Source organism: Catellatospora paridis, assembly GCF_009720365.1.
In the GTDB taxonomy this organism is placed as follows: domain Bacteria; phylum Actinomycetota; class Actinomycetes; order Mycobacteriales; family Micromonosporaceae; genus Catellatospora; species Catellatospora paridis.
Genome location: NZ_ML769312.1, coordinates 604,450 through 618,435, shown reverse-complemented (window position 1 = coordinate 618,435; position 13,986 = coordinate 604,450). Strand labels below are relative to the sequence as shown.

Genomic DNA, 13,986 nt, shown 5'->3' with positions numbered 1-13,986 from the left:
AGGCCTCCGATCAGGACACGATGACGGTCTTGCCGGACAGCGTTCCGGCGTCGCTGCGGGCATGGACGGCGGGCAGTTCGTCGAGGGTGACGTGGTCGGCGATGTGGACGTGGAGCCTGCCCGCGTCGACGCGCTCGACGAGGGCGGCGAGCCGGCCGGCGTCGGATTGAACGAAGACGCTGATCGAGCGCACGCCACGCGGGTCGTCCTGCGGGCCGGGTGTGGTGGTCGTGACCAGCGCGCCACCGTCGCGAACCAGGCCGGCCAGCGCGGCCATGTCGGCCGCCGGGACCGGGGCGAAGTTCAGCACCGTGTCGAACCGGCCGGTGACGCCGTCAATGTCGCGGTCGGTCACCTGCGCACCGTAGCCACGGAGCCGCTCGGCGTTGCGTTCACCGGCAGTCGCGACGACGGTGGCACCGGCCTGGACGGCCAGTTGCACGGCGTAGCCGCCGACCGCGCCGCCGGCGCCGTTGACCAGGATGCGCTGTCCGGGCTGCACGTCGGCGTGGTCGAACAGCGCCTGCCAGGCGGTGAGTCCGGTCGCCGGCAGCGCGGCGGCATCGGCGAGTGGGATGGTCGTCGGCGCGGCGGCCAGGGCCTCCGCCGGGGCGAGCACGTACTCGGCGGCGGCGCCGTCGGCGGTCATGGGCAGGAACCCGATCACCCGCGCACCTACCTGCAGGCCGGTGACGCCTTCGCCCAAGGCCGTCACCGTGCCGGCGACGTCGATGCCCGGGGTGTGCGGCAGCGCGACCGGGAACACCTGGCGCAGGTAACCGGCGCGGATGCTCGCGTCGACCGGGTTGAACGAGGTGCCTGCGACCTTGATCAGCACCTGGCCGGAGCCGGGGGTCGGCTGCTCGACGTCGTCGAGCTGCATGGTGCCGGCGTCGCCGTGCTCGTGGAAACGGATGACCTTCATGACTCTCACTCCTTCATTTTTGCTTCGAACTTGAAGCACATCTCGACTATAACTCGTTTCAAATTCGAAGCAAGTACGATGACGGTGTGAGCCACGAGACAGCGCCCCTGGACGCCGAACAGCTCGGCGCGTACTTCGCCCTCATGGAGGTCAGCACCCTGCTGCAGCACGCCGTCGACGAGCACCTGCGCGCCGACGGCGACCTCAGCTACGTGCAGTTCCAGATCCTCGCCCGCCTCACCGACGCCCCCGACGGCAAGCTGCGCATGACCGACCTCGCCGACGGCGTCGTCTACAGCCGCAGCGGCCTGACCTACCAGGCCGGACTGCTGGAGAAGCGCGACCTGATCACCCGCACACCCGCACCCGACGACGAGCGCAGCGTCATCGTCTCCCTCACCGACACCGGTCGCGGCCTCGTGGCGCAAGTGCTGCCCGGCCACATCGACGTCGTCCGGCGGCTGCTGTTCGACTCACTGCACCAGCGCGACCTCGCCGCCCTCGGTAGCGTCCTGGGCCGCGTCCGCGAACACATGCGCGCCGCGCCGCCCCGCTCGGCCAAACCCCGCACCGGTCGCCATCGGACGATCTGACGTCGGCGTCAGCGCAGGTGGCTGACCAGCCAGTCGCGGGCCAGGACGGCGGCCTGCTGGAGGGTGCCGGGCTCCTGGAACAGGTGGGTCGCGCCGGGGACGATCTCGACGGCGTGCTCGCAGGTCAGCTGCGCCGCGGCCTGCTCGTTGAGCTCCAGCACGGTGCGGTCGAGGCCGCCGACGATGAGCAGCGTCGGGGCGCGCACCTCGGCGAGGTGACCGCCGGCCAGATCGGGGCGGCCGCCGCGGGAGACCACGGCGGCGACGTCGGCGTTGCCGTTCGAGGCGGCCCACAGCGCGGCGGCCGCGCCGGTGCTGGCTCCGAACAGGCCGACCTGTAGACCTTGCGCGGCGGGCCGGGTGCGCAGCCAGGCCAGCACCTCGGTGAGCCGACCGGCGAGCAGCGCGATGTCGAACACGTTGCCCCGGTCGTTCTCCTCGGCCTCGTTGAGCAGGTCGAACAGCAGCGTGCCGAGGCCCGCGTCGCGCAGGAACCGGGCGACGTACTGGTTGCGGGGGCTGTGCCGGCTGCTGCCGCTGCCGTGGACGAACACGACGATGCCGGCGGCCTGCGGGGGTATGGCCAGGTGGGCCGAGAGTGCGGCTCCGTTCACGGGGATGACGACCTCGGCCGCTGTTCCGTTGTCTCCGGACGTCATTTCGTCCACCTCTCCATCCTTGCTCGCCCGGCGGCCCGCCGCTCGCGTTGGGGGCAGTTGGCGCATCTTTACGCGCCTGAAACTTGCACGTAACCTAGGTCACACTTTGCAAGAATTTTCAGTCGCCGCTCCCCCCGGCCACCACCCCCGTTCCGGGAAGGAAGACCATGCGTCGCCTCTGGAGGTCCGTGCTCGCCGCCGCGCTGGTGGCAGCCGGGTTGTCCCTCGTCTCCCCCACCGCGCCCGCCCAGGCCGGGATCGACACCCTGACCCTGGGCGGCCGCTACTCCGGCAGCAACGTGAACTTCCGGGTGTACTCGTCCCGGGCCACCCGCATCGCGGTCTACGTCTACTCCGCCGCCAGCGGCGCCCAGGAGAAGGCGTCCTACCTGCTCACCAAGGGCACCGGGGACGTCTGGGCGACCACCGTGAGCGTGGCGACGCTGCAGGCCGCGGGCGTGACCGGCACCGTCTACTACGGCTACCGCGCCTGGGGTCCGAACTGGCCCTACAGCGCGAGCTGGACGAAGGGGTCGACGGCCGGGTTCGTGGCCGACGTGGACGCCGCAGGCAACCGGTTCAACCCGAACAAGCTGCTGCTGGATCCGTACGCCCGGGAGATGAGCCACGACACCGCGATGCCCGACGGTGTGGCGAGCGACTACTCGTCAGGCCCGGCCAAGCGGGCCGTGGACACCGGCACGATCGCCCCCAAGGGCATCGTGCTGGCCGCCGACAGCACCAGCATCGGCACGAAGCCGACCCGGGCCTTCAAGGACGACATCGTGTACGAGGTGCACCTGCGCGGCCTGACCAAGGCCGACACCTCGATCGCGGCCGCCGACCGGGGCACCTACAAGGCGGCCGGGCAGAAGGCGGCGTACCTGGCCTCGCTCGGGATCACGGCGGTGGAGTTCCTGCCGCTGCAGGAGACCCAGAACGACGCCAACGACGTCAACCCGAGCAGCACCACGGGCGACAACTACTGGGGCTACATGACCGAGAACTACTTCGCCCCCGACCGGCGCTACGCCGCCGACAAGACACCAGGCGGGCCGACGAAGGAGTTCAAGGCCATGGTGAAGGCGTTCCACGACGCCGGCATCAAGGTCCTCGTCGACGTCGTCTACAACCACACCGCCGAGGGCGGCGCGATCAGCGACAAGAACACGTACAACATCTTCTCCTGGCGCGGGCTGGACAACCCGACCTACTACTCGCTGACCTCCGACATGCAGGGGTCGATGGACAACACGGGGCTGGGGCACAACTACAACACCCGCAACACGACGGCGCAGAACCTGATCGTGGACTCGATCGCGTACTGGAAGAACACCCTCGGCGTCGACGGCTACCGGTTCGACCTGGCGTCGGTGCTGGGCAACACCTGCCAGCACGGCTGCTTCAGCTACAGCCGCGCCGACGCGAACACCGCGCTCAACCGGCTGACCGCCGAGATGCCGGCCCGCCCGGCGGGCGGCGGCGCGGGGGTGGACTGGATCGCCGAGCCGTGGGCCATCGGCACGGGCACCTACCAGGTGGGCAACTTCCCGGCGGCCTGGTCGGAGTGGAACGGCATCTACCGGGACACCCTGCGCCGCGACCAGAACAAGCTGGGCGTCGACGCGGTCACCCCGAGCGACCTGGCCACCCGGTTCGCCGGCTCGTCGGACCTGTACGGCGACGACGGCCGCAGACCGTGGCACTCGGTCAACTTCATGGTGGCCCACGACGGGTTCACGCAGAAGGACCTGTACTCGTGCAACGCCAAGAACAACGGGCAGGCCTGGCCGTTCGGGCCGTCCGACGGCGGCAGCGACGACAACATCTCGTGGGACCAGGGCGGGGTCGCGGCCGACCAGCGCAAGGCGGCCCGCAACGCGTTCGCGTTCCTGATGCTGTCGGGTGGCACGCCGATGATGACCGGTGGCGACGAGACGCTGCGGTCGATCAACTGCAACAACAACCCGTACAACGTCGACTCGTCGGCGAACTGGCTGGACTGGTCCTTGACCACGGACGAGACCAACTTCAAGACGTACACGCAGCGCATGCTGGCCTTCCGCAAGGCGCACCCGGCGCTGCGGCCGGTGAACTTCTACACCTCCACTGACGGCAACGCCAACGGCATGGGGCAACTGGAGTGGTTCACCCCGGCCGGCGTCGCGCCGGACGGGGCGTACTGGGCCAACGCGAACAACCACGCCCTCGCGTGGCGCATCGACGGCACGGAGTTCGGCGACAGCGCGAGCGCGCTGTACACCGCCTACAACGGCTGGTCCGGCGACGTGGTGTTCACGCTGCCCGCCGCGCCCGCCGGAAAGCAGTGGTACCGGGTCACCGACACGTCCCCGTGGGCCGAGGGGGCGAGCCAGGTCGCCGCGCCGGGTGCCGAGGCCGTCATCGGCGGGGCCGGGACCGCGTACACGCTGCGCGGCCACGCCGTGCTGCTGCTCATCGCGAAGTGACCCGGCGGGCGGGGCCCCCCCCCCCCGGGGGGCCCGCCCCCGGGGCCCCGGGGGGGGGGCGGCCCACGACGGCGCCCCCCCGCCCCGCCCCCGGGCGGCCGGCCCCGCCCGCCGGGGGGGCCCCGGCCCGGGTCAGCCGGTCGGGAAGGCGAACGACGACGTCACCGCGCGGTGATCGGTCCCGGGGGTGCGCAGCACACCCGCGTCGGTGGCGGTGAGGCCGCGGTAGAGGACCTGGTCGGGGCGCAGCACGGGCAGCGCGGACGGCCAGGTGAGGCCGAACCCCCAGCCGGCGTCGGCCTGGGCGTCGCGCAGCAGCGCGGACAGCGGGGCGAAGGCCCGGTCCTCGGCGGAGGTGTTCAGGTCACCGAGGACCAGCACCCGGCTCGCGTCGTCGCCGCGTACGGCGTCGGCCAGCGCCTGGATGTTGCGGTCGCGGCTCGCGGTCTCGTTGATGCGCGCCGAGCGCAGGTGCGCCACGTACACCGCGACGTCGCCCTGCGGCGTCTCGACCACCGCCCGCAGCCCGCGGATCCAGCTCGTGCGGCTGTCGAGGCTGCTCACCTGCGCGATCGGGTGCTTGCTCAGCAGGCCGACCGTGCCCTTGACCGCGCGGTACGGGTAGGACTCGCGCAGCCGCTCCGCGGCCGTCTCGGCGACGCCCTCGGTGGCCTCCTGTATCGCGATGAGGTCGGGCCCGTCGGCGGCGAGCGCCTCGACGGTGGCCGCCGGGTCGGGGTTGTCCGCGTAGAGGTTCTGCGAGACGACCCGCAGCTCGGCCGGCCCGCCCTGGGGCGGCAGCAGCGCGCCGCCGAACTGCGCGGCCCAGACGGCCGCCGGCAGCGCGACGGTGAGCAGCGCCGCCCGCGAGCGGGCCGCCAGCGCGGCGAGCACCAGCACGGGCACGGCGAGGCCGAACAGGGGCGCGACCGAGTCCAGCAGGCTGCCGGCGCTGTAGACGTTGGGCACCAGGCGGTGCCCGGCCAGCACCGCCGCCAGCAGGAGCGCGGCCATGACGACCAGCGCGGCGTACCACCGAGGGCGGTGCCGGCCGGGGCCGGGCGTACGGGTGCGGGAGGCCGCCTTCGCCAGCTGAGTCGTCACTGTCCGTACGCTACCGGCGGGACGGCCGGATCTCCGTGTCCTGCACGGGATCTGCCGTGTGACAAGAATCCGGCCGCGGTTAACGGTGCCTTAACACAGCTCTCGCTATACAGAGGTGCACATGCCGCCGCACCGGGGTGCACCGTCGATCGACTCTGCTCGACGGACACCGCACCAGGTGTGATCACCGAGCGTGAGCTCATGCCGGGTATCTGTGATGGTAAGTCCGATAAACCTCATACGGTGGATATGCCGATTACATAGCATCGGCTGCATGAGGCCCGTGCTCGTCGGCACCGTCACCGCCCTGGTGCTCTGCGCAGCGATCTACCTGGGCAGCAGGGGCCTGCACAACTTCGACTCCGCGCTGGCCCCGTACGCCATCGCCGGCGTGTTCCTCGCCTTCGGCATCGCCTACCGCTACACGGTGTGGATCTCCTCCCCCGGCGCCCGGCGGCTGTTCAAGAAGGGCTGGGGCGCGGCGCTCGCCGCCCTGGCATACACGTGGACCCAGCGCAACCGCAGGCCGCCCGTGGACGCCACGGTCCGACCGAAGCCGAATATGCGATAAATCCTCCTGAAAGGTGCGTCACGGATACGCTCAGAACACATACCGCCCGGTCTGCGCGGTCCACCACGACCTGACGAGACCTGGCGGCCTTCGCTTTCCGCCGCGCGCGGAACCGCCCCTCCCGAGGAGATGGTGCACATGCCCACGGCGACCGACCAGTTCTTCGCCGATCTCGCCCAGCGCGGCGAGGAACCGTTACTACGGCGCAGCTCAGGCAGCATCCGGTTCGACATCGGCGCGAAAGGCGAGGTCCAGCGCTGGTTCGTCACGATCGACCACGGCACGTTCGCCGTGTCGCGGCGCAGCCAGAAGGCCGACTGCTCGATCCAGACCGATACCGACGTGTTCGAGAACATCGTCACCGGCAAGGACAACGCGTTCGCGGCGCTGCTGCGCGGCGCGCTCGAAGCCGACGGCGACCCGGAGCTGCTGCTGCTGTTCCAGCGCGTCTTCAGCGGCCCGCTGCGCAGCACCCATCCTTCGGCGGTCGGCCGTGGCTGAGCAGGTGCGCATCCTCAACGGCAACACGTTCGTCGTCAGCGACGAGCGGGGCGACATCGAGGCGTCCCGCACCGACCCGTCCGGGCTGTTCGCCTGGGACACCCGGTTCCTGTCGACCTGGGTGCTGACCGTCGACGGCCAGCGCCTGGGCACCCTGTCCGTCGACGACCTGCAGTACTTCGAGACCAGGTTCTTCCTCGCCCCCGGCGGCGGCACCGTCTACATCGACGCGCAGCTGTCCGTGATGCGCCAGCGCACCGTCACCGAGGGCTTCCGGGAGCGGCTGGCGGTGCTCAACCACGGCGAGAAGGCCGTCGAGCTGACCGTCCACATGGAGGCGGGCAGCGACTTCTCCGACCTGTTCGACGTCAAGAACGACGAGGGCAAGAAGGGCGAGCTGTACCACAGCGTCGAGCGCGACCGGCTGGTCTACGGCTACCGGCGCGACACCTTCCACCGCGCCACGGAGATCACCTCGGAACCGCGCGCGAAGATGGACAAGAACGGCCTCACCTACAAGATCCGGGTCGAACCCCAGAAGCACTGGACATGCGAGCTGCGCGTTACGCCGATCCTGATCGGCCGCGACGGCAAGCGCACCCGCCTCGGCGGTCCCAAGGCCGCCGAGGACATGGGCGAAGACCTGGACCGCTGGCTGGAGAGCGCGCCGAAGCTGGAGTGCGAGTGGGGACCGCTGCGGCAGACCTACCGGCGCAGCCTGATCGACCTGGCGGCGCTGCGCTTCTCCCCGCTGACCTCGGGCGGGCGCAGCCTGCCCGCGGCGGGCCTGCCCTGGTTCATGACCATGTTCGGCCGCGACAGCATCTTCACCAGCCTGCAGGCCCTGCCGTTCGCGCCTGAGCTCGCCGCCACCACGCTGCGGGAGCTGGCGGCCCGCCAGGGCACCCGGTTCGACGACTTCCGCGACGAGGACCCGGGCCGGATCCTGCACGAGATGCGCTACGGCGAGTCGGCGGCGTTCCAGGAGCAGCCGCACAGCCCGTACTACGGCAACGCCGACGCCACCGCCCTGTTCGTGGTGCTGCTCGACGAGTACGAGCGGTGGACCGGGGACAAGGCCCTGGTGCGCGACCTGGAACTGGAGGCCCGCGCCGCGCTGCGCTGGGTCGACGAGTACGCCGACCTGCTCGGTAACGGCTACGTCTGGTACCAGCGCCGCAACGAGAAGTCGGGGCTGGAGAACCAGTGCTGGAAGGACTCCTGGGACTCCATCTCCTACCGTGACGGCAGCCTGCCCGGGTTCCCGCGCGCCACCTGCGAGCTGCAGGGCTACGCCTACGACGCGCGGATGCGTGGGGCACGCCTGGCCCGCCTGGTGTGGAAAGACCCCGACTACGCGAACAAGCTGGAGAAGCAGGCCGCCGACCTCAAGCGCCGGTTCAACCGCGACTACTGGGTCGCCGACGGCGAGTACTACGCGCTCGCCCTGGACGCCGAGGGCAAGCAGGTCGACGTGCTGACCTCCAACATCGGGCACCTGCTGTGGAGCGGCATCGTCCCGCAGTCGCGGGCCCGCGCCGTGGCCCGCCACCTGCTCGGACCACGACTGTTCTCCGGATGGGGCGTGCGCACCCTGGCACTGGGCGAGAAGCGGTACAACCCGATCGGCTACCACGTCGGCACGGTGTGGCCGTTCGACTGCTCGTTCATCGCCTGGGGCCTGCGCCGGTACGGCTTCAAGAAGGAGGCGGCGCAGATCGCGGCCGGCATCCTCGACGCGGCCGAGTACTTCGACGGCCGGCTGCCGGAGGCGTTCGGCGGCTACCCGCGCGAGGAGACCAAGTATCCGGTGCAGTACCCGACGGCGTGCAGCCCGCAGGCCTGGTCGACGGGGGCTCCCCTGCTGCTGCTGCGGACCATGCTGGGGCTGCAGCCGCTGGAGGACAGCCTGGTCGTCGACGCGGCGCTGCCCATGGGCATCGGCCAGATCGAACTGCTGGGCATCCCGGGCCGCTGGGGCCGGGTCGACGCGTTCGGCCGCGGCCTGCTGCACACCGACCGCCAGGGCCGGGGCCGTCCCGAACTCGGCACGGGCGCGAGGCGGCGGGTGAAACAGGCCGCGACGACGTGACTGGTGGCCCTGCCATGGCGGTCCGGCGCAGCCCGTCCCGCGCGCAGAAGCTGAGACGATTCCGCACCGCCTCGTTTCCCGTTCACGCTCCCTCGCACATCGGGCGCGCCTACGATATCGGCACGGGTGCGGACGCAAGAGGGCACATCGCTGGAGAGGCCTATAAATGACTAAAACACACGAAATCGACACGATGGGGCCGGTCGACTACCTGGTGATCGAGTTCCCGGGCAACCACATGACCGGCGAGGGCATCCCGCTGCTGCTGGACCTCGTGGACCGTGGCATCGTCCGGATCCTCGATCTGGCATTCATCCGCAAGGACGTCGACGGCAGCATCGTCGCCGTGGCGGTCGAGGACATGGACGCCGAGGGTGCGCGCGAATTCGCCGTCTTCCAGGGTGCCTCGTCGGGTCTGCTCGACCGCGACGATCTGCGGGAAGCCGCCAACGCGATCGAGCCCGGCAACTCCGCGGGCATCCTCGTCTACGAGAACGTCTGGGCCGCACCGCTGGCCATCGCCTGGCGCCGGGGCGGCGCGCAGATGGTCGCGAGCGGCCGGATCCCGGTACAGGAGCTGCTGGCCGCGGCGGAAGCGAACGCGTGACCGCGCAGCGCAGAAACGAGAGGTGTTGATCATGGGACTTCTTCGAGGAGTGGCGCGCACGGCGGTGGTGGCCGGCACGGCCACGGCGGTGTCGAACCGCGTGTCTCGGCGGCAGGCCGGCCGGTGGGCGAACCAGGAGGACGAGCAGGCGGCGCAGCAGCAGGCATACGCCGATCAGGCTGCGTACCAGCAGCAGATGGCGCAGCAGCAGGCGTACCAGCAACAGGCCACCGCGCAGCCGCAGGCGCCGGCCGGAGATCCGATGCAGGCGAAGCTCACGCAGCTGAAGACCCTCGCGGAACTCAAGGCCTCCGGCGTGCTGACCGACGCCGAATTCGAGCAGCAGAAGGCCGCGATCCTGGCCGGCTGACCGCCGGCCCGACCGGGCGCACGCGCCGGGTCGGGCGCGTGCGCCCGCACGAGAGAGCGAGTCACCGTGACCGGTGATCAGCAGACCACGCCCGCAGCAGACCGGTGGTACGCCAGGACGGTCCCGGAGGTGGCGGAGTCGTTCGGGGTCACCGTGGAGCGCGGGCTCACCGCGGCGGAGGCCGCCGAACGGATCGGCACGCGCGGCCCGAACCGGCTGACCGGCACGAAGAAGGAGTCCGCGGTTGCGGCGTTCCTGCGCCAGTACCGCGACTTCATGCAGCTCGTGCTACTCGCCGCGGCGGTGGTCAACCAGCTGGTCACTCGCGAGTGGGGCACGACGCTGGTGCTGGCCGGGTTGACCGTGTTCAACGCCGTGGTCGGGCTGTGCCAGGAGGCCAAGGCCGAGGAGAGCGTGCGGGCACTGGCCCAGATGCTCAAGACGGTGGCCCGGGTGCGCCGCGACGGCCAGGCAGTCGAGGTCGACGCCGAGCAGCTGGTGCCCGGCGACGTCGTGCTCATGGAAGCGGGCAACCGCGTGCCCGCCGACGGCCGCATCTGCGTCGCGGCGACGCTGGAGATCGAGGAGGCGGCGCTGACCGGCGAGAGCCTGCCGGTCGGCAAGACCCCGGACCCGGTTGCCGGGCAGGACGTGCCGCTGGGCGACCGGACCTGCATGGCGTACATGAACACCTCGGTCACCCGCGGCCGTGGCGAGATGATCGTGACCGCCACCGGGATGGGCACCGAGATCGGCCACATCGCCCACCTGCTCGCCGGCACCGAGCAGGACAAGACGCCGCTGCAGAAGCAGCTCGACAGCCTCTCGAAGATCATCGCGACCATCGCGGGCATCGCCCTGGCCCTGGTCGTGCTCATCGGCCTGGCCCGGGGCGAGTCGTTCGACACCCTGTTCATCACCGGCGTCGCGCTGGCCGTCGCCGCGATCCCGACCGGCCTGCCCGCCGTCGTCACCGCGCTGCTGTCCATCGGCACCCGCGAGATCGCCCGCCGCAACGCGATCGTCAAACGGCTGCCCGCCGTGGAGACGCTCGGCTCGACCTCGGTGATCTGCTCCGACAAGACCGGCACCCTCACCCTGAACAAGATGACCGCCCGCGAGCTGGTCATCCCCGGGCAGAACCGGTTCACCGTCACCGGTGAGGGCTACCGCACCGAGGGCGAGATCAGGCACGTCGGCGGCGAGCGCTTCGACCTGGATCCGTACCTGCTGCCCATGGCGCTGTGCGCGGACGCCGTGCTCGACGGCGACAACCTGATCGGCGACCCGACCGAGGGTGCGCTGATCGTGCTCGCCGCCAAGGGCGGGCTGGACCTCGCCGAGACCCGCCGCGCCTACCCCCGCATCGCCGAGGTGCCCTTCGACTCCGACTACAAGTTCATGGCCACCTTCCACCGGATGACCGGCGACGACGGCACGCCGGTGGTCCGCTGCTACGTCAAGGGCGCGCCGGACGTGTTGATCGACCGTGCCACGTCGTACCGGGGCCCGGACGGGACCCTGGTGGCGGTCACCGACGCCAACCGGCACCTGGCAGGCGAGGCCAACGACCGCATCGCGGCGGCCGGCGAGCGGGTCATGGTGGTCGCCCGGCGCGACCTCGACCCGGCGTCCTTCGACCCGTCCGGGAACCTGATCGAGCAGGTCCGCGAACTCACCCTGCTGGCCATGGTCGGCATCGTGGACCCGCCGCGGCCCGAGGCGAAGGCCGCCATCGCCGAGTGCCGCAGCGCCGGCATCCGGGTCCGGATGATCACCGGCGACCACGCGACCACCGCCGCGGCCATCGCCGGGGAGCTGGGCATCGAGGGCCGGGCCGTCACCGGCACCGCGTTCGCGGCGATGAGCGACGAGGAGCTGCTGGCACAGCTGCCGGAGCTCGGGGTGATCGCACGGGTCGCGCCGGAGGACAAGCTGCGCCTGGTACGGCTGCTCAAGGCCAGCGGGAACGTGGTGTCGATGACCGGGGACGGCGTCAACGACGCCCCGGCGCTCAAGGCCGCCGACATCGGCGTGGCCATGGGCATCACCGGCACGGAGGTCTCCAAGGAGGCCGCCGTCATGATCCTCACCGACGACAACTTCGCCACCATCGTCAAGGCCGTCGAGTACGGCCGCGGCCTCTACGACAACCTGCTCAAGTACCTGCGGTTCCAGATGTCGACCCTGGTCGCCTACATCGCGATCTTCATCGGCGCGGGCCTGCTGAACATCGCCGCGGGCACCCCGCTCAATCCGTTGCAGATCCTGTGGATCAACATGGTCATCGACATCCCGATCGCGATCGCGCTGGGGTTCGACGAGCCGACCGCCGGTCTGATGCGGCGACCGCCCCGCCCGGTGGGCACGCCGGTGCTGTCCAGGGCCAACTGGGTGCGGCTCTGCGTGCAGGGCTTCGTGATGACGGTCGGGTCGCTGTGGGCGTACCAGATCGGACACGCGCACGGCGGGCCGGTCGTCGGCGCCACCATGTTGCTGACCACCCTGTCGCTGTTCCACCTGGTCGCCGGACTGCTGTCACGCGACCAGTACGACACCATCTTCGACCGGTCGGCGATCCCCGGCCGCGCGCAGTTGCGCCGCTACGGGCTCGCCCTGCTCGGGATCATCGCGGTCACCCTGCTCGATCCGCTGGAGCGCATCTTCGGCACCACGAGCCTCGGCCTGCGGCTGTGGTGCACCGCGATCGCTATCGCGCTGAGCATGCTGGTCGTCGAGGAGCTCATCAAGGTCGTGATCCGCCATCGCTCCACCGCTCGGCGATCGGGATCGCCGTCAGACCGTGGGCCAGCACGCTGAGCAGGACCGTGGCCATGATGAGGCTGACCACCAGTTGCGCCGGCACGCCGGTCAGCTGCTGGACGCCGATCAGCGCGAAGATCACGCTGGGTAGCCCGCGCGGGCCGAGCCAGGACAGCAGCCACACCTCCCGCGGGTAGCGGCGCAGCCCGACCAGGCTCAGCGCGACCGGCAGCATGCGCACGGCGGTGAGGCTCAGCACGGCGTAGAGCAGGACGCGCCAGCTCGCGAGGTCGGCAAGCGTATGCGGGATCAGCGACCCGAACGCGAACCACACGCCCGCCGACAGCAACGCGACCACGTCGTGCGAGGTCTGCAGGTGCTTCTCGGGCAGGTCCCGGTCGACCGCCCGGACGGCCAGGCCCGCGACGAACGCTGCGACGATGCCGTTGCCGTGCACCACGTGGGTCACCTCGAAGACCAGCACACCGATCGCCAGGTAGGCCAGGCGGTCCGACCGCGCCGCGCTCCATCCCCGGCGGCGTGCCCACCGGAGCAGCCATCCCGCACCGGCGCCCGCGGCCACGCCCACGACCAGCGCGATCACCAGCTCGGTGATCGTGTGGACGAGCACCAGACCGGAGCTGCGCTCCGTGCCCACGGCCGCGGCCGCCGCGGCGAAGAACAGCACCAGCGGGGCGGCCAGGCCGTCGTTGAGGCCGCTCTCGACGGTCACCGCGGTCCGCAGGTCGTGCGGGATGCGTTCGTCGCGCACGAGCACCGACGCCAGGCTCGCGTCCGTGGCGGTCAGCGCCGCCGCGACCAGCGCGATCACCCATACGCTCGCGTGCGGGAACAGCGCCATGCCGGTCACCAGGCCGGCTGCCACGGTCAGCGGGAAGCCGACGAGCAGCAGTCGCAGCGGCAGCCGACCGGCCGACCACAGCCGTCGCAGGCTGATCTCGGTGGCGTCGGTGAACAGAATGAGGGCGAGCGTCAGCTGGAGCAGGTGCTGCACCTCCGACGAGGACACGTCCACGTTGACCGGCGGGTCGTCGCCGCCCGCCAGCAACAGGCCGGCCAGCAGCAACGCGATCGGGACGGTGACGCTGAACCGCGCCGCGCGCGCCGACACCGCCGCCCAGGCGATCAGCACCACGGCCAGGCCGATCAGCCCGTACACGCACACCACACGGCATGAACGGGTGATTCGCCCGGAATTGTCACCGAATCATTGTGCCATCGAAGGGGGACCCCCGTAGGCGAGGTCACGGCTGAGCGACCCGGCCGGACGGCCCGAGGCGTCGGAATCCGCCACTCGGGCCGTCGATTCGGC

Annotated in this window: 12 protein-coding genes; 8 read left to right on the top strand and 4 right to left on the bottom strand. The window is 70.9% G+C overall.

Annotation, left to right across the window (positions count from 1 at the left end):
• Nucleotides 1–10 precede the first annotated feature (10 nt).
• Entirely contained in the window at nucleotides 11–925 is a 915-nt protein-coding gene (locus F9C41_RS02615) for an NADP-dependent oxidoreductase (protein WP_155384933.1), read from the bottom strand.
• An 86-nt stretch (nucleotides 926–1,011) separates the two neighbouring features.
• Between F9C41_RS02615 and F9C41_RS02610 the strand changes: the two genes are divergently transcribed.
• On the top strand, nucleotides 1,012–1,518 hold the full coding sequence (locus F9C41_RS02610; RefSeq protein WP_230689243.1) for a MarR family winged helix-turn-helix transcriptional regulator: 507 nt from the start codon (nucleotides 1,012–1,014) through the stop codon (nucleotides 1,516–1,518).
• An 8-nt stretch (nucleotides 1,519–1,526) separates the two neighbouring features.
• On the opposite strand, the gene F9C41_RS02605 is transcribed toward F9C41_RS02610, so the two are convergent.
• Complete coding sequence (locus tag F9C41_RS02605) at nucleotides 1,527–2,177, bottom strand: dienelactone hydrolase family protein (RefSeq protein ID WP_230689242.1); 651 nt, start codon at nucleotides 2,175–2,177, stop codon at nucleotides 1,527–1,529.
• 167 nt (nucleotides 2,178–2,344) lie between these two features.
• On the opposite strand from F9C41_RS02605, the gene F9C41_RS02600 reads away from it, so the two are divergent.
• On the top strand, nucleotides 2,345–4,645 hold the full coding sequence (locus tag F9C41_RS02600) for an isoamylase (RefSeq protein WP_155384931.1): 2,301 nt from the start codon (nucleotides 2,345–2,347) through the stop codon (nucleotides 4,643–4,645).
• A gap of 132 nt (nucleotides 4,646–4,777) precedes the next feature.
• Here F9C41_RS02600 and F9C41_RS02595 read toward each other — a convergent pair whose 3' ends face one another.
• The gene (locus F9C41_RS02595) at nucleotides 4,778–5,749 is read right to left on the bottom strand and encodes an endonuclease/exonuclease/phosphatase family protein (protein WP_230689241.1); all 972 of its coding nucleotides are present in this window, start codon (nucleotides 5,747–5,749) and stop codon (nucleotides 4,778–4,780) included.
• A gap of 274 nt (nucleotides 5,750–6,023) precedes the next feature.
• On the opposite strand from F9C41_RS02595, the gene F9C41_RS02590 reads away from it, so the two are divergent.
• From F9C41_RS02590 to F9C41_RS02565, 6 genes are all read left to right on the top strand, one after another.
• A complete protein-coding gene (locus tag F9C41_RS02590) occupies nucleotides 6,024–6,320 on the top strand; it encodes a TMEM165/GDT1 family protein (protein WP_230689240.1) in 297 nt (98 codons plus the stop codon).
• A gap of 138 nt (nucleotides 6,321–6,458) precedes the next feature.
• A complete protein-coding gene (locus F9C41_RS02585) occupies nucleotides 6,459–6,821 on the top strand; it encodes an SCP2 sterol-binding domain-containing protein (RefSeq protein WP_196279594.1) in 363 nt (120 codons plus the stop codon).
• Nucleotides 6,814–8,913: an amylo-alpha-1,6-glucosidase gene (locus F9C41_RS02580; RefSeq protein ID WP_155384929.1), complete on the top strand. Its 2,100-nt coding sequence runs from the start codon at nucleotides 6,814–6,816 to the stop codon at nucleotides 8,911–8,913. The genes F9C41_RS02585 and F9C41_RS02580 overlap by 8 nt, the downstream gene beginning before the upstream one ends.
• 166 nt (nucleotides 8,914–9,079) lie before the next feature.
• Complete coding sequence (locus tag F9C41_RS02575; protein ID WP_230689239.1) at nucleotides 9,080–9,520, top strand: DUF6325 family protein; 441 nt, start codon at nucleotides 9,080–9,082, stop codon at nucleotides 9,518–9,520.
• Between the two features lie 31 nt (nucleotides 9,521–9,551).
• The gene (locus F9C41_RS02570) at nucleotides 9,552–9,890 is read left to right on the top strand and encodes an SHOCT domain-containing protein (RefSeq protein ID WP_155384928.1); all 339 of its coding nucleotides are present in this window, start codon (nucleotides 9,552–9,554) and stop codon (nucleotides 9,888–9,890) included.
• 66 nt (nucleotides 9,891–9,956) lie between these two features.
• Nucleotides 9,957–12,710 carry a cation-translocating P-type ATPase gene (locus tag F9C41_RS02565; protein ID WP_155384927.1) on the top strand — a complete coding sequence of 918 codons (2,754 nt, stop codon included), beginning with the start codon at nucleotides 9,957–9,959 and terminating at the stop codon, nucleotides 12,708–12,710.
• On the opposite strand, the gene F9C41_RS02560 is transcribed toward F9C41_RS02565, so the two are convergent.
• On the bottom strand, nucleotides 12,637–13,833 hold the full coding sequence (locus tag F9C41_RS02560) for a cation:proton antiporter domain-containing protein (protein WP_196279593.1): 1,197 nt from the start codon (nucleotides 13,831–13,833) through the stop codon (nucleotides 12,637–12,639). The genes F9C41_RS02565 and F9C41_RS02560 overlap by 74 nt on opposite strands.
• Nucleotides 13,834–13,986 lie beyond the last annotated feature (153 nt).

Coding starts and splice junctions, on each gene's coding strand:
- F9C41_RS02590 (WP_230689240.1), top strand. CDS start 6,024: ATGAGGCCCGTGCTCGTCGGCACCGTCACCGCCCTGGTGCTCTGCGCA.
- F9C41_RS02585 (WP_196279594.1), top strand. CDS start 6,459: ATGCCCACGGCGACCGACCAGTTCTTCGCCGATCTCGCCCAGCGCGGC.
- F9C41_RS02605 (WP_230689242.1), bottom strand. CDS start 2,177: ATGACGTCCGGAGACAACGGAACAGCGGCCGAGGTCGTCATCCCCGTG.
- F9C41_RS02615 (WP_155384933.1), bottom strand. CDS start 925: ATGAAGGTCATCCGTTTCCACGAGCACGGCGACGCCGGCACCATGCAG.
- F9C41_RS02570 (WP_155384928.1), top strand. CDS start 9,552: ATGGGACTTCTTCGAGGAGTGGCGCGCACGGCGGTGGTGGCCGGCACG.
- F9C41_RS02600 (WP_155384931.1), top strand. CDS start 2,345: ATGCGTCGCCTCTGGAGGTCCGTGCTCGCCGCCGCGCTGGTGGCAGCC.
- F9C41_RS02575 (WP_230689239.1), top strand. CDS start 9,080: ATGACTAAAACACACGAAATCGACACGATGGGGCCGGTCGACTACCTG.